Here is an 18,047-nt window from a genome sequence, read left to right as displayed (position 1 = left end):
GACAAAGAGAGCTGCTTTGGATAGCGGCAAAGATAGTTCTTTAAGCTAGCTCCTTTAGATAGCTCTTAGAAATAGCCCCTTAAGAGCGTTCCCAAACAGAGTCCCTTAGTGCTAATTAGCGGCTAAGGGACACATTAGATTGTATTGCGTAGGATTTATTTCAACGCTTCTGGGACGATAGGGTAGTTATCCCAGACTCGACCATCGCTCATCGAACGCACCAGCTTGATATATTCAGCGTGGGTCCAGGCGAGCGGGGTGGCGGAGTTAGTGCCTTGGCCGAGTTGATATTGGTAACGTGTGGCGTTACCCACACCGTCCCACGCTTGCTCGGGGAGCATTAGCCCCGCGTTGGCAAAGGTTTCCATACCTTGCACATAGGTATTGATAAGCTGCTGTTTGGTTTGCTGCGCGTGAGCACCCGTTAGCTCTCCCTTAGCGCTGGCGAGGGCCAGCTCAAAATGGCCACGCTCACCGGTGAAGAAGGGCCAGACGCGGCCGCGTTGGTTGTCGCTATTACTGCCCGATTCGGCGTAGTTTGCGCCAGTGAGGGTATCTTCACCGTAGCCATCGTTACCGTAACGTCTAAACCCAGGAACGCTGCTGCCATCTTTTGCAGTAAAGTTGTATTTGAGGCGTAAATTGTCTTCAAGCTCGGTGTTATCCACCAGCGCTAGGCTTTGATTAATCAGCTTATCGGTGGCGCCACGCACGCCATAGCGCACCAGCTCTAAAAAGCCGCCATCGAGGATCTGACGTTGATCTAATCCCGCACGACCATTATTAGCGGCGAGTTGCTCGGCGGTGTTTGGCTCACCGTTGGGGCTTAATCGCAGATAATAAGGCGCCTTAATGCCTTGGCTATCGGTAAGCAAACCTTGGGTCGTCACTAAGTGTTTTTCAAGTTGTTGATTAAGCGTTTTGGCGGTTGCTAGATAACGCTGACTGGCATCGCTATCGTTTACTGCCTTGGCAATATCACTCGCAGCCACTAAACCTGCGATCACTGCGGCCGTGGTGGAGGGCGAATAACCGGCTTGTTCTTCCCAACGTTCTTGTTGGGTTTTCGGTGGCGTAATTTGCGTGTGATTCCAGTCGAGATTGACCTCTCCGCCGCTGACTAAAAAGTCCGCCGCGGCTTTTAGCATCTCTTGATACCAATAGCTCAGTTCCGCTTGGCTGAGTACGCCTGCCTGCCAGAGTTTCCAGCCGAGCATGATCGGCATCGCCGTTTGATCGAGCTGTACGCCCACCCATTCGATTTGGCCATCCACATGGGTCTTTTGTAAAAACCAACCGGGCGTGCCGCTATAGCCTGGAGTTTTGTCACTCACTTGCACCTTTTTAAGGTACTCAAAGGCGACTTTAGGCGTTTGCGTATCGCCCATGGCGAGAAATGCCATGGCGCACTGGTAAAAGTCTCGGGGCCAAACGGCTTTGTAACCCGTGCTGGGTGTGACAGCAGGGACAGTATCGCCCCAAGGATTAGAAAGCGATGCGATAAGGGCGCCCGCATAGGTTTTATCTTCCTGCGCCTTGAGTACCATGGCACTGGTATACAGCAGTTTGCCATTATCTGTGGTGCTCTGTGCCATATCAGGCATCGCGGGTAGCGATTGTAAATAACTGTGCCAACCGGCGTTGTATTGGCTCAGCACTGCATCATACCCCGCCGTTAAGCTGGCGTTGGCATTGGCTAAACTGCTGGCTTCATCCTGGCCAAAACCAATCGCCAAATTCACATTAAGAGGTTGATTAGCTTGGAGTGCGGGATAACTGGCGGTAAAAGCAATGTTGCCTTGAGTGGGCTTTTCGGCGCTGCTGGTGGCCTGATACAGCGTATCGAGCTTACCGTTATCGGCTAAATCGGCCAAACCGTCGGATACACCGACAAAGCCCGTAGTCGCCTGCGCAAAATCGATATCCGATTTCACCGTCATCACGCTGCTGTGGGGATCGGCTGTGCGAGCGATAAGGGCTTGATGATCGATTCTGCCAATATCATTCGCGCCCGCATTATCGATATGGGGGTTAACGTATAAATGCGGTGTGATGCCAGCTTCAAAGGCGGTAAACGTCACGCGCATCATCAGGGTATCGCGGTCGGGATCGGTAAAGATATGTTTCTCTATCTGATACTTACCTTCAACATCGCGATTGATAATCTTATAGGCCAAGGATTGTGGGCGACCATTAGCGTCGGTATCTAGGTATTCAATGCTGCTGATAGTGTTGTCTTTCTCTGTATCGACAAAGCCATTGCCTGTGATCACAAATTGCAACTCTTTGAGCTGAGCATTATGAATAAGGCCGTACATGGTCTCGGTTAAAATCCCCTGCGCGACGGAGAACCACACTCGGCTAATGGGATTTTGCGCGCTGTCTTGGTATTGCCCCTGAGTATAAGGCTCATAGGAGGTACCGATACCGGTTTTGCCGGAAAACGCCCAGGTTGGGGCTTTGCCGGGGGCGCCGGGGGCAATCTGTGCGTCTGTGGCTTTGATGACGGCAGGTGTTGATGTGTCTGCATTGGGGGCCGAGGGTGAGCAGCCCGTTAAGCTGGCAACGCCGATAAGGCTTGCGGCAATTGCGAGCGCAATCGGCTTACGAGTTAAGTTGCGGCGGTTTGTTAAGCTGCGAGCCTGCTGCGAAGGTACTGTTGTCGATGCCATATTCTTCAAAATCTCCCCAATCAATAGATGGTGCTAATTGTGATTTATTCTTGTTGTAAGCTATGTGGCCATACGTCTTGGCGTTTAGTTGCCCAAACGCCAAGGGTGCCGAGTTGTAGGATCTGCGATTTACGCTTGAGTGTGCTGAGTATTCGGCTGCTCAACAAAGAGCACAGCTATCCCGGCGCAGAGCATCAGAACGCCGCCGGTGATCAGGGCGTAGATGGGCTGACCATCAAATAATCCATTAAGAATTAAGCCTAAAACACTGGCCGCGAGCAGCTGTGGGATCACGATAAAGAAGTTAAAAATCCCCATGTACACGCCCATCTTTTTCGGCGGCAAGGCGCCGGATAACATGGCGTAGGGCACGGAGAGAATCGAAGCCCAGGCGATACCTACGCCAATCATGGGTAGCCATAACAGACTGGGATCTTTGATAAAATAGAAACTGATCAACCCAAAACCGCCGCAGAACATATTAAAGGTGTGGGTCAGTTTGATGCCGATGCGTTTAGCAAGCAGTGGGATAAACAGGGCCGCAATGGCCGAAAATCCATTGTAGGAGGCAAAGAGTACACCCACCCAATCGGCGCCATCGTTATAGGCCTTAGACAACACATCGCTGCTGCCAAAATGGTAGGACGTCACCGCCGAAGTGGTGTAAATCCACATCGCAAAGAGCGCGAACCAAGAGAAAAACTGCACTATGGCTAATTGATGCATGGCCTTAGGCATATGGAATAAATCATCGACCACATTAAAGACAATGCCCAGTTGCGCGCGCTGTGAGGGCGTTGATTTGCCTAAACGCAGGGCGCAGTAAAGTTGCAATGGGCCAAAGGCAAAAATCCCTAAGGTTAAAATATACAGCTGCTTATCTAAATCCTGTGTCAACACCGCAAGCGTTAGCAGTGCGCCTACAGCCATCCAAACAATAGCGGCAAATTGATAATTCTTGTGGGTGCGTGTGCGGTTTTGTTGCTCATCTATGCCTGCGTCAGCATTGCCATGGAAGGCGGCAAGTTCATCGGGGGAATATTCTTTGGTAGACACAACAGTCCAAGCCACGCTAAGAAACAGCACTGCGCCGCCAAAATAGAAGGCATAACGCACCGAATCGGCTATTTCGCCCGCGGGCGCGGTATTGGCGACAGCAAAGAAGTTGCTGAGAATATAGGGCAGGGCCGAAGCCACAACCGCGCCGATGCCGATAAAAAAGCTTTGCATAGCATAGCCTTGAGTGCGCTGCTTGGGGGGTAAATTATCCCCCACAAAGGCACGGAAGGGCTCCATGGCGATATTGATTGAGGCATCCATAATCCACAGCATGCCTGCGGCAATCCACAACGTAGGGGAATGCGGCATCACAAAAATGGCGAGAGTCGTACAAATGGCGCCGATTAAAAAATATGGCCGGCGGCGACCTAAACGCCCCCAAGTGTTATCGCTCAGATAACCAATAATAGGTTGAACCAGCAGACCCGTTAACGGCGCGGCAATCCACAGGATAGGAATATCATCGATAGAGGCGCCAAGGGTTTGGAAAATGCGGCTGACGTTGGCATTTTGCAGTGCAAAGCCAAATTGGATCCCCAAAAAGCCAAAGCACATATTGAAGATTTGCCAGAAATTCAGCTCGGGTTGCACCCTATGCACGGCGCGCTGCGCCACCTTGGGCGAGAAATTCTCTAATGGGGTAACCGTTTGTTGATCCGCGGACATGCAACTTCCCTTCAGTAGCGGGCAGCGGGGCTGCCTTGAGTCATTTATCGTTATAATGTGTGGCCTATTCAATGGCCTTTGCTCAGTTTTACGCGTGTTGTGCTAGCTTCCCCAAAGTGCATCAGCGCTTGTAGATGTGGGTGAAAAAATGGCGAATATACCTCTCCCTCAGAAGCATATTCGCCAATAAATTCATTTTCATACTCAATGATGCAAATGCTCAATAGCAGAAAAGAACCTAAGCCTGACAGCTATCCTCAAAGGCAACCACCAGAAACGACCTCACAGTGTTTAACCCCACAAGCAGAGGGTGAAACTAGCGAATTTATAGTAGCCGCAGCGCCAATTGACGCACAACCGCTTACATACGTATTCATCATTCCTTGATAACCCTAGCGAAACAGCCATTTAACTAATAGTGTGTGGATTTTACGTGAGGCGTGGATGGGTTTAAACCCTCGATTTATCCAGTTCTCACATCGGTGGGGGGAGTTCAGAACCTTGCTCCATGGGTCACTCGCGCTGTGATGGGGGGGGCTATGCATTCAATCCACTCAGACCGATGGGTAAGTTCATGGATCATCTTTCAGCTTAATCAACACTCCCTAGGCTATTGATAGCGAAAGCATAATGCATCACTATGTCGCCAGACTTTACTGACTATTGGCGACTTGCCGCCATTGAAGTGTGTGGCAAGAGCAATTGAGAATTCATACTGGCTTGTTATTACGCCCTTAAGGAACGCTATGTTTGTTATCACCTTAACCTACAAAAAAACGCTGGCCGATGTGGAACTGCATTTGGCGGCCCATATTGCCTATCTCGATGAATATTATGCCAAGGGCACCTTTATCGCCTCTGGCCGTAAGGTTCCCCGCACTGGCGGAGTGATCCTTGCCAAAGCGGATAATCGCGCCGAGCTTGAAGCCATTGTCAAACTCGACCCCTTCTATATCGAAGAGGTGGCCGAATTTGAGGTGGTAGAATTTGTCCCCACTCGAGCCGCTGCTGGTTTAGAGCAGTTGATTGAAGTGATTTAATGGCCTTTAAGTTTGTCTAGAGGCTGATATCGGCAGGCTAGATTTCGTCGCTTTAGCGAGAGGTGCCAAATGCTGAGGTTGGGTAATTTCATCCCGCTTAACTAGCACAGCGGGACGCGATAAGTAGGATTTGATGGATCAAATTTGCAATGAGTTACAACAAGCTAAGGTTTTTAAGACCTTTTCTGGCACTGGTGAAGGTGCGCATTTTTACCATGCTAATGGGTTTCCATTGGGGGTTTATGCGCCCTTATTAGCAAAGTTGCAGCAAGCGTTTAGCCTGAGTGCACTCGAGTTAAGAGCGACATGGCCCGATGTTGGTTTGCCGCCTAAGCGCCGAGATTGGCAGCTATATGCCGATGATTTGATCTCGCATATTGAACAACATTGCAGTGAGCCAATTGTGGGCATAGGCCATTCGATGGGAGCAACCAGTACTATTCTTGCCGCCAGCAAAAGACCCGATTTGTTTAAGGCATTGGTCCTTATTGAACCCGCAATGGTATCGCGTTCTATCGCTTGGTTTGCCAAGCTGATGCCTAAATCACTAATGAATTTTACTGCGCCCGCAAAAAACACCTTAAAGAAGCGCGATATGTGGGAAAGCCGTGAGCATTTTCTTGAATATTGCAAAATGAGTAAACTATACAAACGCTTTGATGATGAGGCGTTTGCCGCCTTAGCCCAATTCGGGGTTTATCAAAACACTGATGGACAGTTCACGTTGAAGTTTCCTAAACAGTGGGAAGCGCATAATTACACTCAACCGCCGAATGTATTATCGATATTGCAGCAGCTAAAGCTTCCCTGCGTCGCCATCAGAGGGAAACCGTCAGTTTTCTTTTCTGAAGCGACTTGGCTGCGCTGGCAACAGCTCGCGCCAGACACAGTGTTTTTAGAAGATAAGCGCTATGGACATCTGCTGCCATTAGAGGCTCCCTCTGCCTGCTTAAGCCTTATCCAAAGTGGACTCGCTGAATTGCATCGAAACGGAAGGTATAAATTAGTCTGAGCATGCATTTAGCGGTAACGACTAAAGCTAAAAAGCGAACTAACAATCGCGGCGAGCCAAGATGCTAAAGGCTATTTTTTCGCACCAGCAGGGTGAATTTATCCGATATTCTGCGGCCTAGTTTGGTATTATGCCGTTTTGCCCTCGAAACCTTACGCAGGTTTTCGCTGTATGAGTCCCGCTTTTTATGTCTATTCAAACGCTGTTATCGACGGCTCTGGCCAAGCGCCATGATTTTTTACTACAAGCAGAACAAGACCATACCGATTGTTTTCGGGTGTTCCATGGCACAGTCGAAGGCGTCAGTGGCTTGAATGTCGATCGCTACGGCGATAATTGGTTAGTGCAGAGTTTTCACCAAACTTTAACCGATGCGGAATTAGCTGAAATTGTGGAAGTGCTCACCCAAGAAGTGGCTCTGCCTGTGGTGTATAACGATCGCTCCGCTGGACATTCCCGCGTGCTCAATGCATTAAGCCCTGAGCTGGATGATATTGCCTGTGCGGAGTTGGTGATGCAGGAAAATGGGATTAAATTCACCACTAAGCTGCGCCACGAAGGACTGGATCCGCTGCTATTTCTTGATATGCGTATTGGTCGTGAATATGTGCGGGCACATAGCCAAGATAAAACCGTGCTGAATTTGTTTTCTTATACCTGTGGTATCGGAACCGCAGCTGCCATGGGCGGTGCAGAACGGGTTGTGAATGTTGACTTTTCCTCCTTTGCACTCGCCGCGGGGCGAACTAATGCCGAGTTAAACCAAGTGTCAGAGGTATGTGAATTTGTGCAGAGTGATGCGTTTCCAGCCCTGCGCCAATTAGCAGGTTTAAATGTGGGCGGACGTCGCAATCAAAAATTGCCGAGTTACCCTAAATTGCCGCAAACCCAGTTTGATCTGGTGTTCCTCGATCCTCCTCGTTATGCCAAAAGTGCCTTCGGAATTGTCGACTTAGTTAATGATTACCAAGGGTTATTTAAACCTGCGTTATTATCAACCAAGGCCGGTGGCACAATAGTGTGTTGCAATAATGTCGCCAAAGTAGATCGACAAGATTGGTTTGATAGCCTAGTACGCTGCGTTGAAAAACAAGGCCGAGGTGTGACTGAGCACACTTGGCTCGATCCCCATGAGGATTTCCCGTCATTCGATGATAATCATCCACTTAAAATTGTCGCGTTGACCTTAAACTAACGACATAGCGATACGAACGACACAGTGATATTAACAAGCAGGGCACCCGATTCGGTGCCCTGTTTATTTGTCGATTTATGTGCCACTAGATGGGTTGTAAATGGAAGGCGATCGCGACGCGGTTCCAACCATTAATGGCGATGATTAGGCAGGTGAGATCGACAATTTCTTTCTCAGAATAATGCTCGGCGAGCGCGGCATATTCACTGTCGTGTACCGGCGATTGGGCGACGCGGGTTAAGGTTTCGGTCCAGCGCAGCGCTGCTTGCTCCCGTGCATCAAAGAGATCATCGACTTCGTGCCAAGCGGCCAGTAAATCTAAACGCCGCTGGGTTTCACCATCGTGGCGCGCCTCCTCGGCGTGCATTCGCTGACAAAACGCGCAGCCATTGAGCTGCGATGCTCTCAGTTTGACTAAATGCACCAATAATGGCGAAAACGCCGAGTCAGCCGCCGCTTTATCTAGGCTAATGAGTGCTTTGGCGAGTTCGGGTTGGAGTTGGTAAATCTGTTGGCGTGGAATTCGTTCTGACATAAAGCCTCCTGTAAGTTGAGGCTTCAATCTAAGGGCTTAATCGGGCGTTTTATTGGAGATTTGCGACATCTTGCGTTTTTTATATTGCCCCGGTGTTTGCTGCATTACCCGCAAAAAATGCTGGTGTAGGTGGGCTTGATCGTAAAATCCACAATCGAAGGCCACTTGCGCGAGACTAAGGGATGGCGATTGGCTCAATAAGTTGCGGGCGATTTTGACTCGATTCAGCTGCAATAATTGCGCGGGCGATAAACCCGTTTCCTGCTTAAATTTACGTTCAAATTGGCGCCGACTCATGGGGAGTTGCCCGTAAAACGTGTCTAAATTGGCTTGGGTGTGGATGAGTCGAGGTAAGGTTGCGGGGACTAGACTCATTCGCGTCGATAAGCTTAAGTCTAATTGCTTCGCTCGTTGCAATAGCCAGCATTCCACGAGGGCGATACGCTCGCTAGGCTGTGATGTGTCGACGAGTTGGTATAAGAGCGCCGTTAAACCCACGATGGGCCACTGGGTCACATCGATAACGTTTGTTGTCGTATCGACGCGGATAGCGGCTAGCTCAAGACCCAATAAATGGAAGGCGCCACCGGGCTGAAAACGCACCGTAATTTGCTCGGTACCCGGTGCGAAGCTGTGATAATGCCGCTGCTGTCCCGAGTAAAAATACACTAAAGGCGTATCGCCAGTGCCGGGTGATGGTAAATAGAAATGCAGGCTTGTGCCGCCGTCAGGATAGAAGCATTGTTCGATTGACTGTGGTAAATCTGCTGCGACATGCAAATGAAAATAACGCTGCACCCAAGGACGCAGTGGGGCAATGGCTTGAAAATCATTAAAGCCTAAGTGGGCAAATTGGGTCTCGAAACGCTTAAAACTGCGCATTTCGAGTTCATTAGCCGTGTATCGCAAAGTCGTCACCATTAAGCATTGGGGAGTTTAGCTTAAGCTAACTTAATGCAATTTGCATCCGTATCAAGTGTGATTCAGTAGTGGAGGGCGTGGTACTGCTCACATGCAATCCACCAACGGTTGTTAGGCGCTGTAACTTAAACTAAGTGACTAAAATTAAGCAACTCAAACTAAGTGACTAAAATAAAGGAACTTAAACAAAGCAACTTAAGCAAAGTAACTTAAACAAGTAACGAAGTGGCTCAATAAAAAATAGTCACCAAGAAGGGCTTCTCAGTGACTATTGCTCGGGGTTTTTAAGCGTTCATGTTAGCGCTTGTCGTTACAGCGCTTTAAAGCGGATCGCTGTGCCGCCACTGCTGGCTAGCTGTAATGTCAGACTATCCTTGGCGCTAACCTCTTTGGTTTCAATCACATAATCATAAGGATTGGTTTTCCATTCGGCTTTAGTGCCATCACGGTAAATCTGTGCTTGATAGCGTTTATTTGGGTCGAGGAAATCCAGTTTTACCTTAACCTGACGGGCATTTTCGTCGGTCAGCGCGCCTAAGTACCAATCCTGTTGATCCTTGGCCTGACGGGCAAACACCACATAATCACCCACTTCGCCAGCCAGTGCGATACTTTGATACCAGTCTGTTGGTACATCGCGGATAAACTGGAAAGCATCTAGATGTTTTTGGTAATTGCGCGGCAAGTCGGCAGCCATTTGGATTGGGCTATAGAGCACCACATACAGGGCAAGCTGCTTCATCAAGGTGGTTTGCACGCGGTTTTCGGCATCTAAGCCCTTGGGTGCTAAGTCAAAAATCCCCGGTGTAAAGTCCATTGGCCCTGCCAGCATGCGGGTAAAGGGCAGCATGGCAGTGTGTTCTGGGTTATTTGGTGGGCTGCCCCAGGCATTGTATTCCTGTCCGCGTGCGCCTTCGCGGGCAAGCCAGTTTGGATAGGTGCGGCGAAGTCCGGTATCTTTAATCGGCTCATGGCTGTTGATGCTGATATGGTGCTTTGCGGCTTCGGTTACACTGTGCAGATATTCACCGACCATAAACTGTCCATCGTGCCATTCGTGACGGGTGATGCCGTTTTCATCGATGCGTTTGATTTGTCCACCGTCAGCCACATAACCAGTTTTGACTTGGGTCACGCCATGTTTTTCATACAGGGCGAAGGCATCATCCATTTGATTACGATAATGGGTCACTGAGCCTGCGGTCTCATGGTGACCAATCAGGCGCACGCCTTTATTCGCGCCGTAGGCGGTAATGGCGGGTAAATCGAAATCATCGTAGGCCTTGGTAAAACTGAATTGATCGCCATTATGGAACCAATCGCCATCCCAACCTTGGTTCCAACCTTCGACCAAGACGCCATCAAACTGATACTTGGCGGCGAAATCCATATAGCGCTCTGTTTCGCTGGTGGTTGCGCCGTGTGTTGGGCCCGAGCCCCAAGTGTTTTCATTGAGGTGCATCCCCCACCAAATGCCGACATATTTGCCCGGTTTAACCCAAGAGACATCCCCCAGTTTATTGGGTTCATTCAGGTTGAGGATAAGGTGAGAATTAAGCAGGCCCGTGGCCTTGTCGGCGATTTGAATCGTGCGCCATGGGGTATAAAAGCCCGCTTGGGTTTTAACCCGAATACCATCAGACCAAGGGGTGAGATCGGCCTTGAGCTTGCCATCACGCTGCTGATCGAGGGTCATCGAGGCAAAATCAACTAACGCCGCCTCGTGAATGCTCAAATGGGTGCCATCGACCAGTTTAAAGGTAAAAGGGGTGTGGGCTCGGTCGACTTGATTGAGCGCGCTGGTGCGATACAAATATTCGTAGCGGTTCCATCCACGAGAAGGGATCCACCAGGCGGTGGCCTTATCACTCTGGCCAATATTAAATTCGGTAAGTTCATCGGTAATGGCAAGCGGCGTATTGGTCGGCAGTGCGTTTTGGGTCGCTAAGTGATAACGAAAGCCTATGCCATCGTCAAAGGCTTTAAACTCGAGGTTTAAGTCGATTTTACCGTCGGTTAATACCACGCTCAGTTGATTGTGTCGATCCTTTATCCACTCTTGTTCACCCCAAGGTTGCTGCCATTTGTCATCGGCGCTGGCGCTGTTGCTCGATTTGATGCGAAGACCTTGGCCTAATTCGCCCAATGAGGCAAAGACTAACCCTAAGCGGCTTGGTTCGATAATCGATTTGCCATGAAAATGGATTTGGTATTCGGGTCGGCCCGTATCATCACTCACACTCAAGACGATTTGCTTATCGGGTGAGCTCAGGTTGAGGGTCTGTGCTGTGGCACTGGTGCTGAGCATACTGCCAATGCTGAGTGCGAGCAAGCTGGGCGTAAATAGGCTGGCGGCCCAATGGTGGTTATTTCGCGTTGGCGAGTTGATGTGGCGTGCATGGGTAAGAGGATTGCTGAACATTCCCTGATCCTTGTTTTTATAGTGAATATGGGTCAATGCATACTAGTGGTGATGGCTTTTTGCTCGCAATGGGTTGCATACGTATTCACCGGTGCGGCCTAGAGGCTGGCAGCCTGATAGGCAAACCTAAAGAGATGGGTTTTAACCGCTGACTCGGGTAGAATGCGCGGCTTTATGGCGCTCAAGCATGTATGGGCGCGATTTTTGAGGCGTCAGCGGTGAAAATCAGTCAGCGATTACAGCAGATCAATCAGTTGGTAGAGCAAAGATACGATCATATTTGGGACTGCTGCTGCGATCATGGTTTACTCGGCATGCTGTTACTGCAAAGAAATGCCGCGCCTAAGGTGCATTTTGTCGATTGTGTCGCGCCCTTGATGCAGCAACTCAGCCTTGAGTTAGCAAGGTTTTTCCCCCAGCCGTCTATCTCAAACACTCAAAACGCTGAGCAACAGGCCAATCCCCAGAGTGAATGGCAAGTGCATTGCCTCGATGTGGCGGCCTTGCCACTGGCGCAATACGGCAAACAAGCCAAGCACTTGGTGATTATTGCGGGTGTGGGCGGTGAGTTGCTGGTTGAATTGGTGCGCAGCATTGTTATAAACCAGCAAAGTCAAAGTGATGCTCAGAGTGGAAATAATTTTAGCAATCATGACTTTAGTCAAGGCGGTGGCCTGCTCGAATTTATTTTGTGTCCCGTGCATCATAATTACCATGTGCGCAGCGCGTTGGCGGAATTGGGCTTATCCCTTAAAGATGAATATTTACTCGAAGAAAACCAACGTTTCTACGAGATCCTGCATTTAACTCAGGCCAATGCCTGCTCAAAAACGAATACCAGTTCAAAAACAACTGAAGCAGTGCCCTTAAGTGCGACGGGCTCAATCATGTGGCAAGGGCTAGATGCGGATAAAACCAACCAAGCCAAACGGTATCTTGACCAAACCATAGGCCACTATCAGCGTATTCCTGAGCATCGCATGCCAAACAAGTCGCAAATTGTGGCGGCCTATCAGCACATTTTGCAGCAACTGAATTGTTAACCTCATAGGTCAACATGTAGTCATTTAGCGCTTAGCCTTGGCGTTGAAACGGTTTTACTCTGTAAATCCATCGAGTTGGTTTATGCTATCAAGCCGTTAATCTTGAGTTTTATTATGCGTTTATTGAAGTCCACCCAAGCTGCCAATCTCAATCTTAAACAGGCGAAGATTTTTTATCGTCAAGCCGCCCGCGCCATAGTGTTGTCGGGGGAAGATATTTTGCTGCTCTATACTCAAAAATATCGCGACTATGGTTTGCCTGGCGGTGGGGTGGATAAGGGCGAGAGTATCGAAGTCGGACTTATTCGCGAATTGCAGGAAGAAACCGGCGCCATTGCCGCCAGAGTGTTAGCGCCATTTGGCCGTTATGAGGAATATCGTTCCTGGTTTCGTGAGGGCGCAAATGTTGTACATATGGATTCTTACTGTTACCTGTGCGAAATCGATATGAGCCTTGGTGATCGCGGCCTAGGTGAGCCAAGACTTGAAGCCCACGAGATAAAAAATGGGATGCGACCTGAGTGGATCAACATCCATCAAGCGATTGCCCATAATGAAGCGATCTTACGGACGTTTGTCAATAAAGGGCAATCTATCGACAGGGAAACCTTTCTGCTCAAACGAATCGTTGAAGAGTTGCTGTAGATAAAGTCAGCTTGATGGGGTTAATGCACTGTGGTTTAAAGCGCCGCCATAAAAAAGCCATCCTGAGGATGGCTTGTGAGGAAAGACAGTGTTAGCGGCTAGATCACGGTTAAATAAATACAAAAGAAATGGCTCATCGCGCCCGCCAATACAAATAAATGCCAAATCGCGTGATTGTACGGAATGCGTTTACCGACATAGAAGATCACCCCTAAGGTGTAAAACAACCCACCCAATAGCAGAAGCTTAAATCCTAGCGGTGACATCGCCGCCGTCAAATCGCCTATCACAGTCACACACAGCCAACCCATCACTAAATAGAGCACTAGGCTCATTTTTTTAAAGCGATGAATAAACAAAGTTTTAAATAAAATTCCACCAATAGCCAAAGACCAAATCGCCGTGAGGATAACGGTTGAAAGCTGTCCTTGCAGGCTGATTAACATCAGCGGGGTATAGGTGCCTGCAATTAAGCAGTAGATAGCACAATGGTCTGCAATCTTGAGTTTATGTTTCCAGCCTATATGCGTCACGCTGTGATACAGGGTAGAACTTAAAAACAACAGAACGAGGCTTGTGCCATAAATAATAACACCTGTGAGCTGAATGTTGGTAAGGTGGTCGGCGCCTTTGAGGATCATAAACACTAAGCCAACCACGCCCGCGATCACCCCTAGACCATGGCTGATGCTATTGGCAATCTCTTCACTAAGGCTATAGCTACTGATGTTCAATGGTTTTTCATGACTCATTTGCGGCTCTATCAAACTCTGGCTTGGCATGCTGTTGATCCACTCGATGGCGATAATGACTGAGTCTATCAGTAGATAAATTGGAAAGCTATAATTAGCTTACACGTGTAAGCTAATTTATTTGGGGTTGACACTATCAACTGAGACTTAGCGAGCTCTTATCTAGTTGTACAACATTATGGTGCCCATTTACGACCGATTAATGTCAACGCCTTGGAACTTTGTGCGATGCACTTTCTCTAATCCCCAATAGTAATCATGGATTTGTTAAGTACTTTGTCCATTAAGTACTAAGGGATGGATTTTGCCTGTTCGCTCAAATATTACCCCAGAAGATGATCTTAGTTTTGATGCGTACGGCCGCGTGACAAACGATGAGACTGTACCATTTTCCGTTATGCCTTTTTGTGCAACCTCTTTTAGCGCCCATGCAGAGTCTTTGGGCAGTGCTATAAACCTCAATTTGACTGAGGCTAACCAAAGAGAGAGCGATAGCGCATTCAGACCCAACTTAGGCTTCAGTTGGCGAGAGTGGTCGCATTACTTCAATCTTAAGCCATTGTTTTGGGTCATCCTGGGCCATGGCTTACTGCTGTTATTATTAATTTTTTTATGGCGAACCCAGTCGGAGCAGTTAGGGCTGTCGTTTAGCGAATCTTCAGCCAATGCTCGAACTGCAACCAAAGCATTAAAGGCATATTTTATTTATGCGCCGCCAACGCAAACCGCTCCAGCGGATCCGGCTCAAGATATCTCAGTGGAAGAGTCTGCGGTTTCTCGCGAGCCGATAACTTCAGCGCCTAATACGGTAAAGCCGATGCCAAAAACTACAAAGCAGATTGCAAAGCCTCCTGAAGTCAGTGCCCGATTATCAAAAGTAAAAGCATCAGAAGTAACAGAATCAACAGCACCAGTACCAAGCACATCAGTGCCTAACGCCTCAACACCTAACGCCTCAACACAAAGCCAAACCCAGAAGAGTGCAAAAGAAGCTATTAAACCTCATAAGTCAGAAGTCCAATCAAGCTCGGCACAAGCGGTAAGTACAGAGCAGTCAGCGGCAAGTGGGCAAAGCGGCGGCGGGGCGGCAGGCAGCGTAGGATTATTTACCCAGCGCTATTTTGAACGTCAGCGTGAGCAAGCCTTGGATGATTTAGTGCTAGAGCAGGCAAATCATTACAGCAAACGGTCGAATTTGTCAGAAATGAGTCCTGAGATGGAGGTGTTGATTGTGCCCAATGCTGACGATTTTAGCGGCCCCACCAGTTTAGATTTAGAACTGGATCCCAATCGAATTGTCCGTAAAGGGGATACCTGCTATCGGGTTGTTAAAGTCGGCACCCAAATTAATCCCTATGCGGAGAATTTAGGGTTCCCCTTCAATTGCAGTGGCAAGAAAATGAATCAAGAAATTGACGATGCCATTAAGGCGCAGCTGGATAAAATGATGGTAAAGCGGCCCAAAGGTTGAAAAATAGCTATGATAAATTTTCACTAAAATGGTATTTATTGTGGTTTATAGAGTTTATTAAAATTAAATCTGTTTTTATACAATATGTTATTCGTTCTTTATTTTTGATTGGTAATTTGATTTTTACCTTGAAATTACGCTTGTTTGTTCGCTGCGCTTCTGCCTATACTTTTGCCCATCTTGTCGGAGTGCCTCTTGGCTGAGACCGTTTATTCGGGATCCGTTGAACCTGATCAGGTTAAAACCTGCGAAGGAAACAAGCATAATAACATCCATTAAATCGTATCAGCGGCCACCTTTTGCCCTGTATTAACCCACCGATTTAGTCGTTATTGAGTCCGCAAATCCGCTTAGGGTTTGCAAGGCTCAGCTTCAACACTCAAGTCTCCAGACAAGCAACCCCATTTTTATTTGTTAAAGTGAGATTGCTTATGTCCAGTTTAGAATCGTCCTCAGAATCGATTGCCGATAACATCCAGGCACAAACGAGTCGTCGTGCGGCGCGCGCCCAGGCCCAAGCATTTATCGATACCCTTAAACCATTACAACACCCTAATTCGCAAAAGTTGTATTTGCAGGGAAGCCGCGAGGATCTCCGTGTAGGGATGCGGCAAATTCTGCAAACCGATACACGGATTGGCGGCACAGCGACCGCGCCCATAGTCGAGAAAAATCCTCCCATTCCTGTGTATGACTGTGCCGGTCCTTATTCCGATCCGGCTGCGCAAATTAACGTGCGCCAAGGTTTAGCCAAACTCAGATTGCCCTGGATTATCGAGCGCCAAGATACTGAAGTGCTCGATTGTGCGACCTCAGATTTTACCCAGCAACGCCTGAAGGATGATGGGCTCGATCATTTGCGTTTCGAAGCTGGCTCAAGTGCGATTGTTCGTCCTCGCCGCGCCTTACCGGGTAAACGCGTGAGCCAATTACACTATGCCCGCCAAGGGATTATTACCCCCGAAATGGAGTATGTGGCGATTCGGGAAAATATGGCGCTCGCCGAGGTGCAAGATGAAATCTTAAACCGCCGCGGCCAAGGTGAATCCTTCGGCGCTGTGATTGGTAAACCTATTACCCCTGAATTTGTCCGCGATGAAATTGCCCGTGGGCGCGCGATTATTCCGTTAAATATCAATCATCCAGAAGCTGAGCCTATGATTATTGGCCGTAACTTCTTAGTGAAAGTGAATGCCAATATCGGTAACTCGGCGGTTACGTCCTCCATCGAGGAGGAAGTCGAAAAGCTAGTCTGGTCAACCCGTTGGGGCGCGGACACTGTGATGGACTTGTCTACGGGAAGGTATATCCATGAAACCCGCGAATGGATCATCCGCAACTCGCCAGTGCCTATTGGCACAGTGCCGATTTATCAAGCACTTGAAAAAGTGAATGGGGTTGCAGAACACCTGACCTGGGAAGTATTTCGCGATACCTTGATTGAGCAAGCGGAGCAGGGCGTCGATTACTTTACCATCCACGCGGGCGTGTTATTGCGCTATGTGCCCATGACCGCCAAACGGGTGACTGGGATTGTGTCCCGCGGCGGCTCTATCATGGCCAAATGGTGCTTGAGCCACCATCAAGAAAACTTCCTCTATACCCATTTTCGTGAGATTTGTGAGCTGTGCGTGGCCTACGATGTGTCGCTGTCATTAGGCGATGGTATGCGTCCAGGCTCGATTGCCGATGCCAATGATGAGGCGCAGTTTGCCGAGCTTGAGACCTTAGGCGAGTTGGTCAAAATCGCTTGGGAATACGATGTGCAGACCATTATCGAAGGGCCTGGACATATCCCGATGCAACTTATCAAAGAGAATATGGATAAGCAGCTTATCCACTGCGCCGAGGCGCCGTTTTATACCCTAGGGCCGCAAATTACCGATATTGCGCCGGGTTACGATCATTTCACCTCCGGAATTGGGGCTGCGATGATCGCATGGTATGGCTGCGCCATGCTCTGCTATGTGACGCCGAAGGAGCACTTAGGTTTGCCCAATAAGCAGGATGTCAAACAAGGGTTGATTGCCTACAAGATTGCTGCTCATGCGGCCGATATTGCAAAAGGTCACCCAGGCGCGCAGATCCGCGACAATGCGTTATCTAAGGCGCGTTTTGAATTTCGTTGGGAAGATCAATATAACCTAGGACTTGACCCTGATACCGCCCGTGCCTATCACGATGAATCCCTGCCACAGGAGTCGGCAAAGGTTGCGCACTTTTGCTCTATGTGTGGCCCTAAGTTCTGCTCAATGAAGATCACCCAAGATGTGCGCGACTATGCGGCAAGTTTAGCGGCGGGTACGTTGTCAGTGGCTTCGTCAAGCCAAAATGTTGAGAGCGCTGAAGCGCTTGCATCGATAAACCCTGCTCAACAAGGGCAATCAAACACAGAAGCAATCCAGCAGATCAGAGTCAAAACTCAAGATGAATTAGCGGCGGCCATGGCGCAAAAATCGGCTGAGTTTGCGGCCTCGGGCGCCAAACTGTATCTGCCGCTGGGCGATGTTAATACAGCCAATACAGCCAATACAGCCAACACAGCCAAAGAATCGGCCAAGCATAAGGACGGGACAGAACTCCAATCCATAGTACAGGTTGCGGAGGTTTGATA

The 18,047-nt window shown here is 48.9% G+C and carries 13 protein-coding genes and 1 riboswitch; of the genes, 7 read left to right on the top strand and 6 right to left on the bottom strand.

Translation table 11 applies throughout. The features are described from left to right. Positions 1–155 precede the first annotated feature (155 nt). Both ACUZ8J_RS11270 and ACUZ8J_RS11265 read right to left on the bottom strand, forming a co-directional pair. A complete protein-coding gene (locus tag ACUZ8J_RS11270) occupies positions 156–2,672 on the bottom strand; it encodes a glucan 1,4-alpha-glucosidase (protein ID WP_446693871.1) in 2,517 nt (838 codons plus the stop codon). 129 nt (positions 2,673–2,801) lie between these two features. Next, a complete protein-coding gene (locus tag ACUZ8J_RS11265) occupies positions 2,802–4,397 on the bottom strand; it encodes an MFS transporter (protein WP_279768279.1) in 1,596 nt (531 codons plus the stop codon). Between the two features lie 746 nt (positions 4,398–5,143). Here ACUZ8J_RS11265 and ACUZ8J_RS11260 point away from each other — a divergent pair. From ACUZ8J_RS11260 to ACUZ8J_RS11250, 3 genes are all read left to right on the top strand, one after another. Continuing rightward, complete coding sequence (locus ACUZ8J_RS11260) at positions 5,144–5,437, top strand: YciI family protein (protein ID WP_011622642.1); 294 nt, start codon at positions 5,144–5,146, stop codon at positions 5,435–5,437. 133 nt (positions 5,438–5,570) lie between these two features. Continuing rightward, positions 5,571–6,449, top strand: a complete 879-nt coding sequence (locus ACUZ8J_RS11255) for an alpha/beta fold hydrolase (RefSeq protein WP_446693870.1) — start codon at positions 5,571–5,573, stop codon at positions 6,447–6,449. Positions 6,450–6,636: 187 nt separating this feature from the next. Continuing rightward, positions 6,637–7,644: a class I SAM-dependent rRNA methyltransferase gene (locus tag ACUZ8J_RS11250; protein ID WP_446693869.1), complete on the top strand. Its 1,008-nt coding sequence runs from the start codon at positions 6,637–6,639 to the stop codon at positions 7,642–7,644. 85 nt (positions 7,645–7,729) lie between these two features. On the opposite strand, the gene ACUZ8J_RS11245 is transcribed toward ACUZ8J_RS11250, so the two are convergent. The 3 genes from ACUZ8J_RS11245 to ACUZ8J_RS11235 all read right to left on the bottom strand — a co-directional run bounded on the left by ACUZ8J_RS11245 (position 7,730) and on the right by ACUZ8J_RS11235 (position 11,522). Next, positions 7,730–8,179 (bottom strand): carboxymuconolactone decarboxylase family protein, encoded by a 450-nt coding sequence (locus ACUZ8J_RS11245; protein ID WP_279768286.1) that lies wholly within the window; start codon positions 8,177–8,179, stop codon positions 7,730–7,732. Positions 8,180–8,215: 36 nt separating this feature from the next. Next, positions 8,216–9,100 carry a helix-turn-helix domain-containing protein gene (locus ACUZ8J_RS11240; protein ID WP_446693868.1) on the bottom strand — a complete coding sequence of 295 codons (885 nt, stop codon included), beginning with the start codon at positions 9,098–9,100 and terminating at the stop codon, positions 8,216–8,218. Between the two features lie 310 nt (positions 9,101–9,410). Beyond that, positions 9,411–11,522, bottom strand: a complete 2,112-nt coding sequence (locus ACUZ8J_RS11235; protein ID WP_446693867.1) for a glycoside hydrolase family 97 protein — start codon at positions 11,520–11,522, stop codon at positions 9,411–9,413. Positions 11,523–11,740: 218 nt separating this feature from the next. Here ACUZ8J_RS11235 and ACUZ8J_RS11230 point away from each other — a divergent pair, with 218 nt between their 5' ends. Both ACUZ8J_RS11230 and ACUZ8J_RS11225 read left to right on the top strand, forming a co-directional pair. After that, entirely contained in the window at positions 11,741–12,565 is an 825-nt protein-coding gene (locus ACUZ8J_RS11230; protein ID WP_446694932.1) for a tRNA (adenine(22)-N(1))-methyltransferase, read from the top strand. Positions 12,566–12,679: 114 nt separating this feature from the next. Beyond that, positions 12,680–13,210, top strand: coding sequence for an NUDIX hydrolase (locus ACUZ8J_RS11225; RefSeq protein ID WP_446693866.1), 531 nt, complete (start codon positions 12,680–12,682; stop codon positions 13,208–13,210). Positions 13,211–13,308: 98 nt separating this feature from the next. Here the strand turns inward: ACUZ8J_RS11225 and trhA are convergent, their stop codons facing one another. Next, the gene (gene trhA, locus ACUZ8J_RS11220; protein WP_446693865.1) at positions 13,309–13,992 is read right to left on the bottom strand and encodes a PAQR family membrane homeostasis protein TrhA; all 684 of its coding nucleotides are present in this window, start codon (positions 13,990–13,992) and stop codon (positions 13,309–13,311) included. Between the two features lie 274 nt (positions 13,993–14,266). On the opposite strand from trhA, the gene ACUZ8J_RS11215 reads away from it, so the two are divergent. Continuing rightward, entirely contained in the window at positions 14,267–15,433 is a 1,167-nt protein-coding gene (locus ACUZ8J_RS11215; RefSeq protein WP_446693864.1) for a hypothetical protein, read from the top strand. 174 nt (positions 15,434–15,607) lie between these two features. Next, positions 15,608–15,706, top strand: a riboswitch (TPP riboswitch). A 158-nt stretch (positions 15,707–15,864) separates the two neighbouring features. After that, complete coding sequence (gene thiC, locus ACUZ8J_RS11210; protein ID WP_446693863.1) at positions 15,865–18,045, top strand: phosphomethylpyrimidine synthase ThiC; 2,181 nt, start codon at positions 15,865–15,867, stop codon at positions 18,043–18,045. The last annotated feature ends 2 nt before the right edge of the window (positions 18,046–18,047 follow it).

The organism is Shewanella sp. Koi 1, from assembly GCF_052907445.1.
Note: the sequence above shows the minus strand (reverse complement) of the source record. Positions and strands in the feature narration are given on the sequence as shown.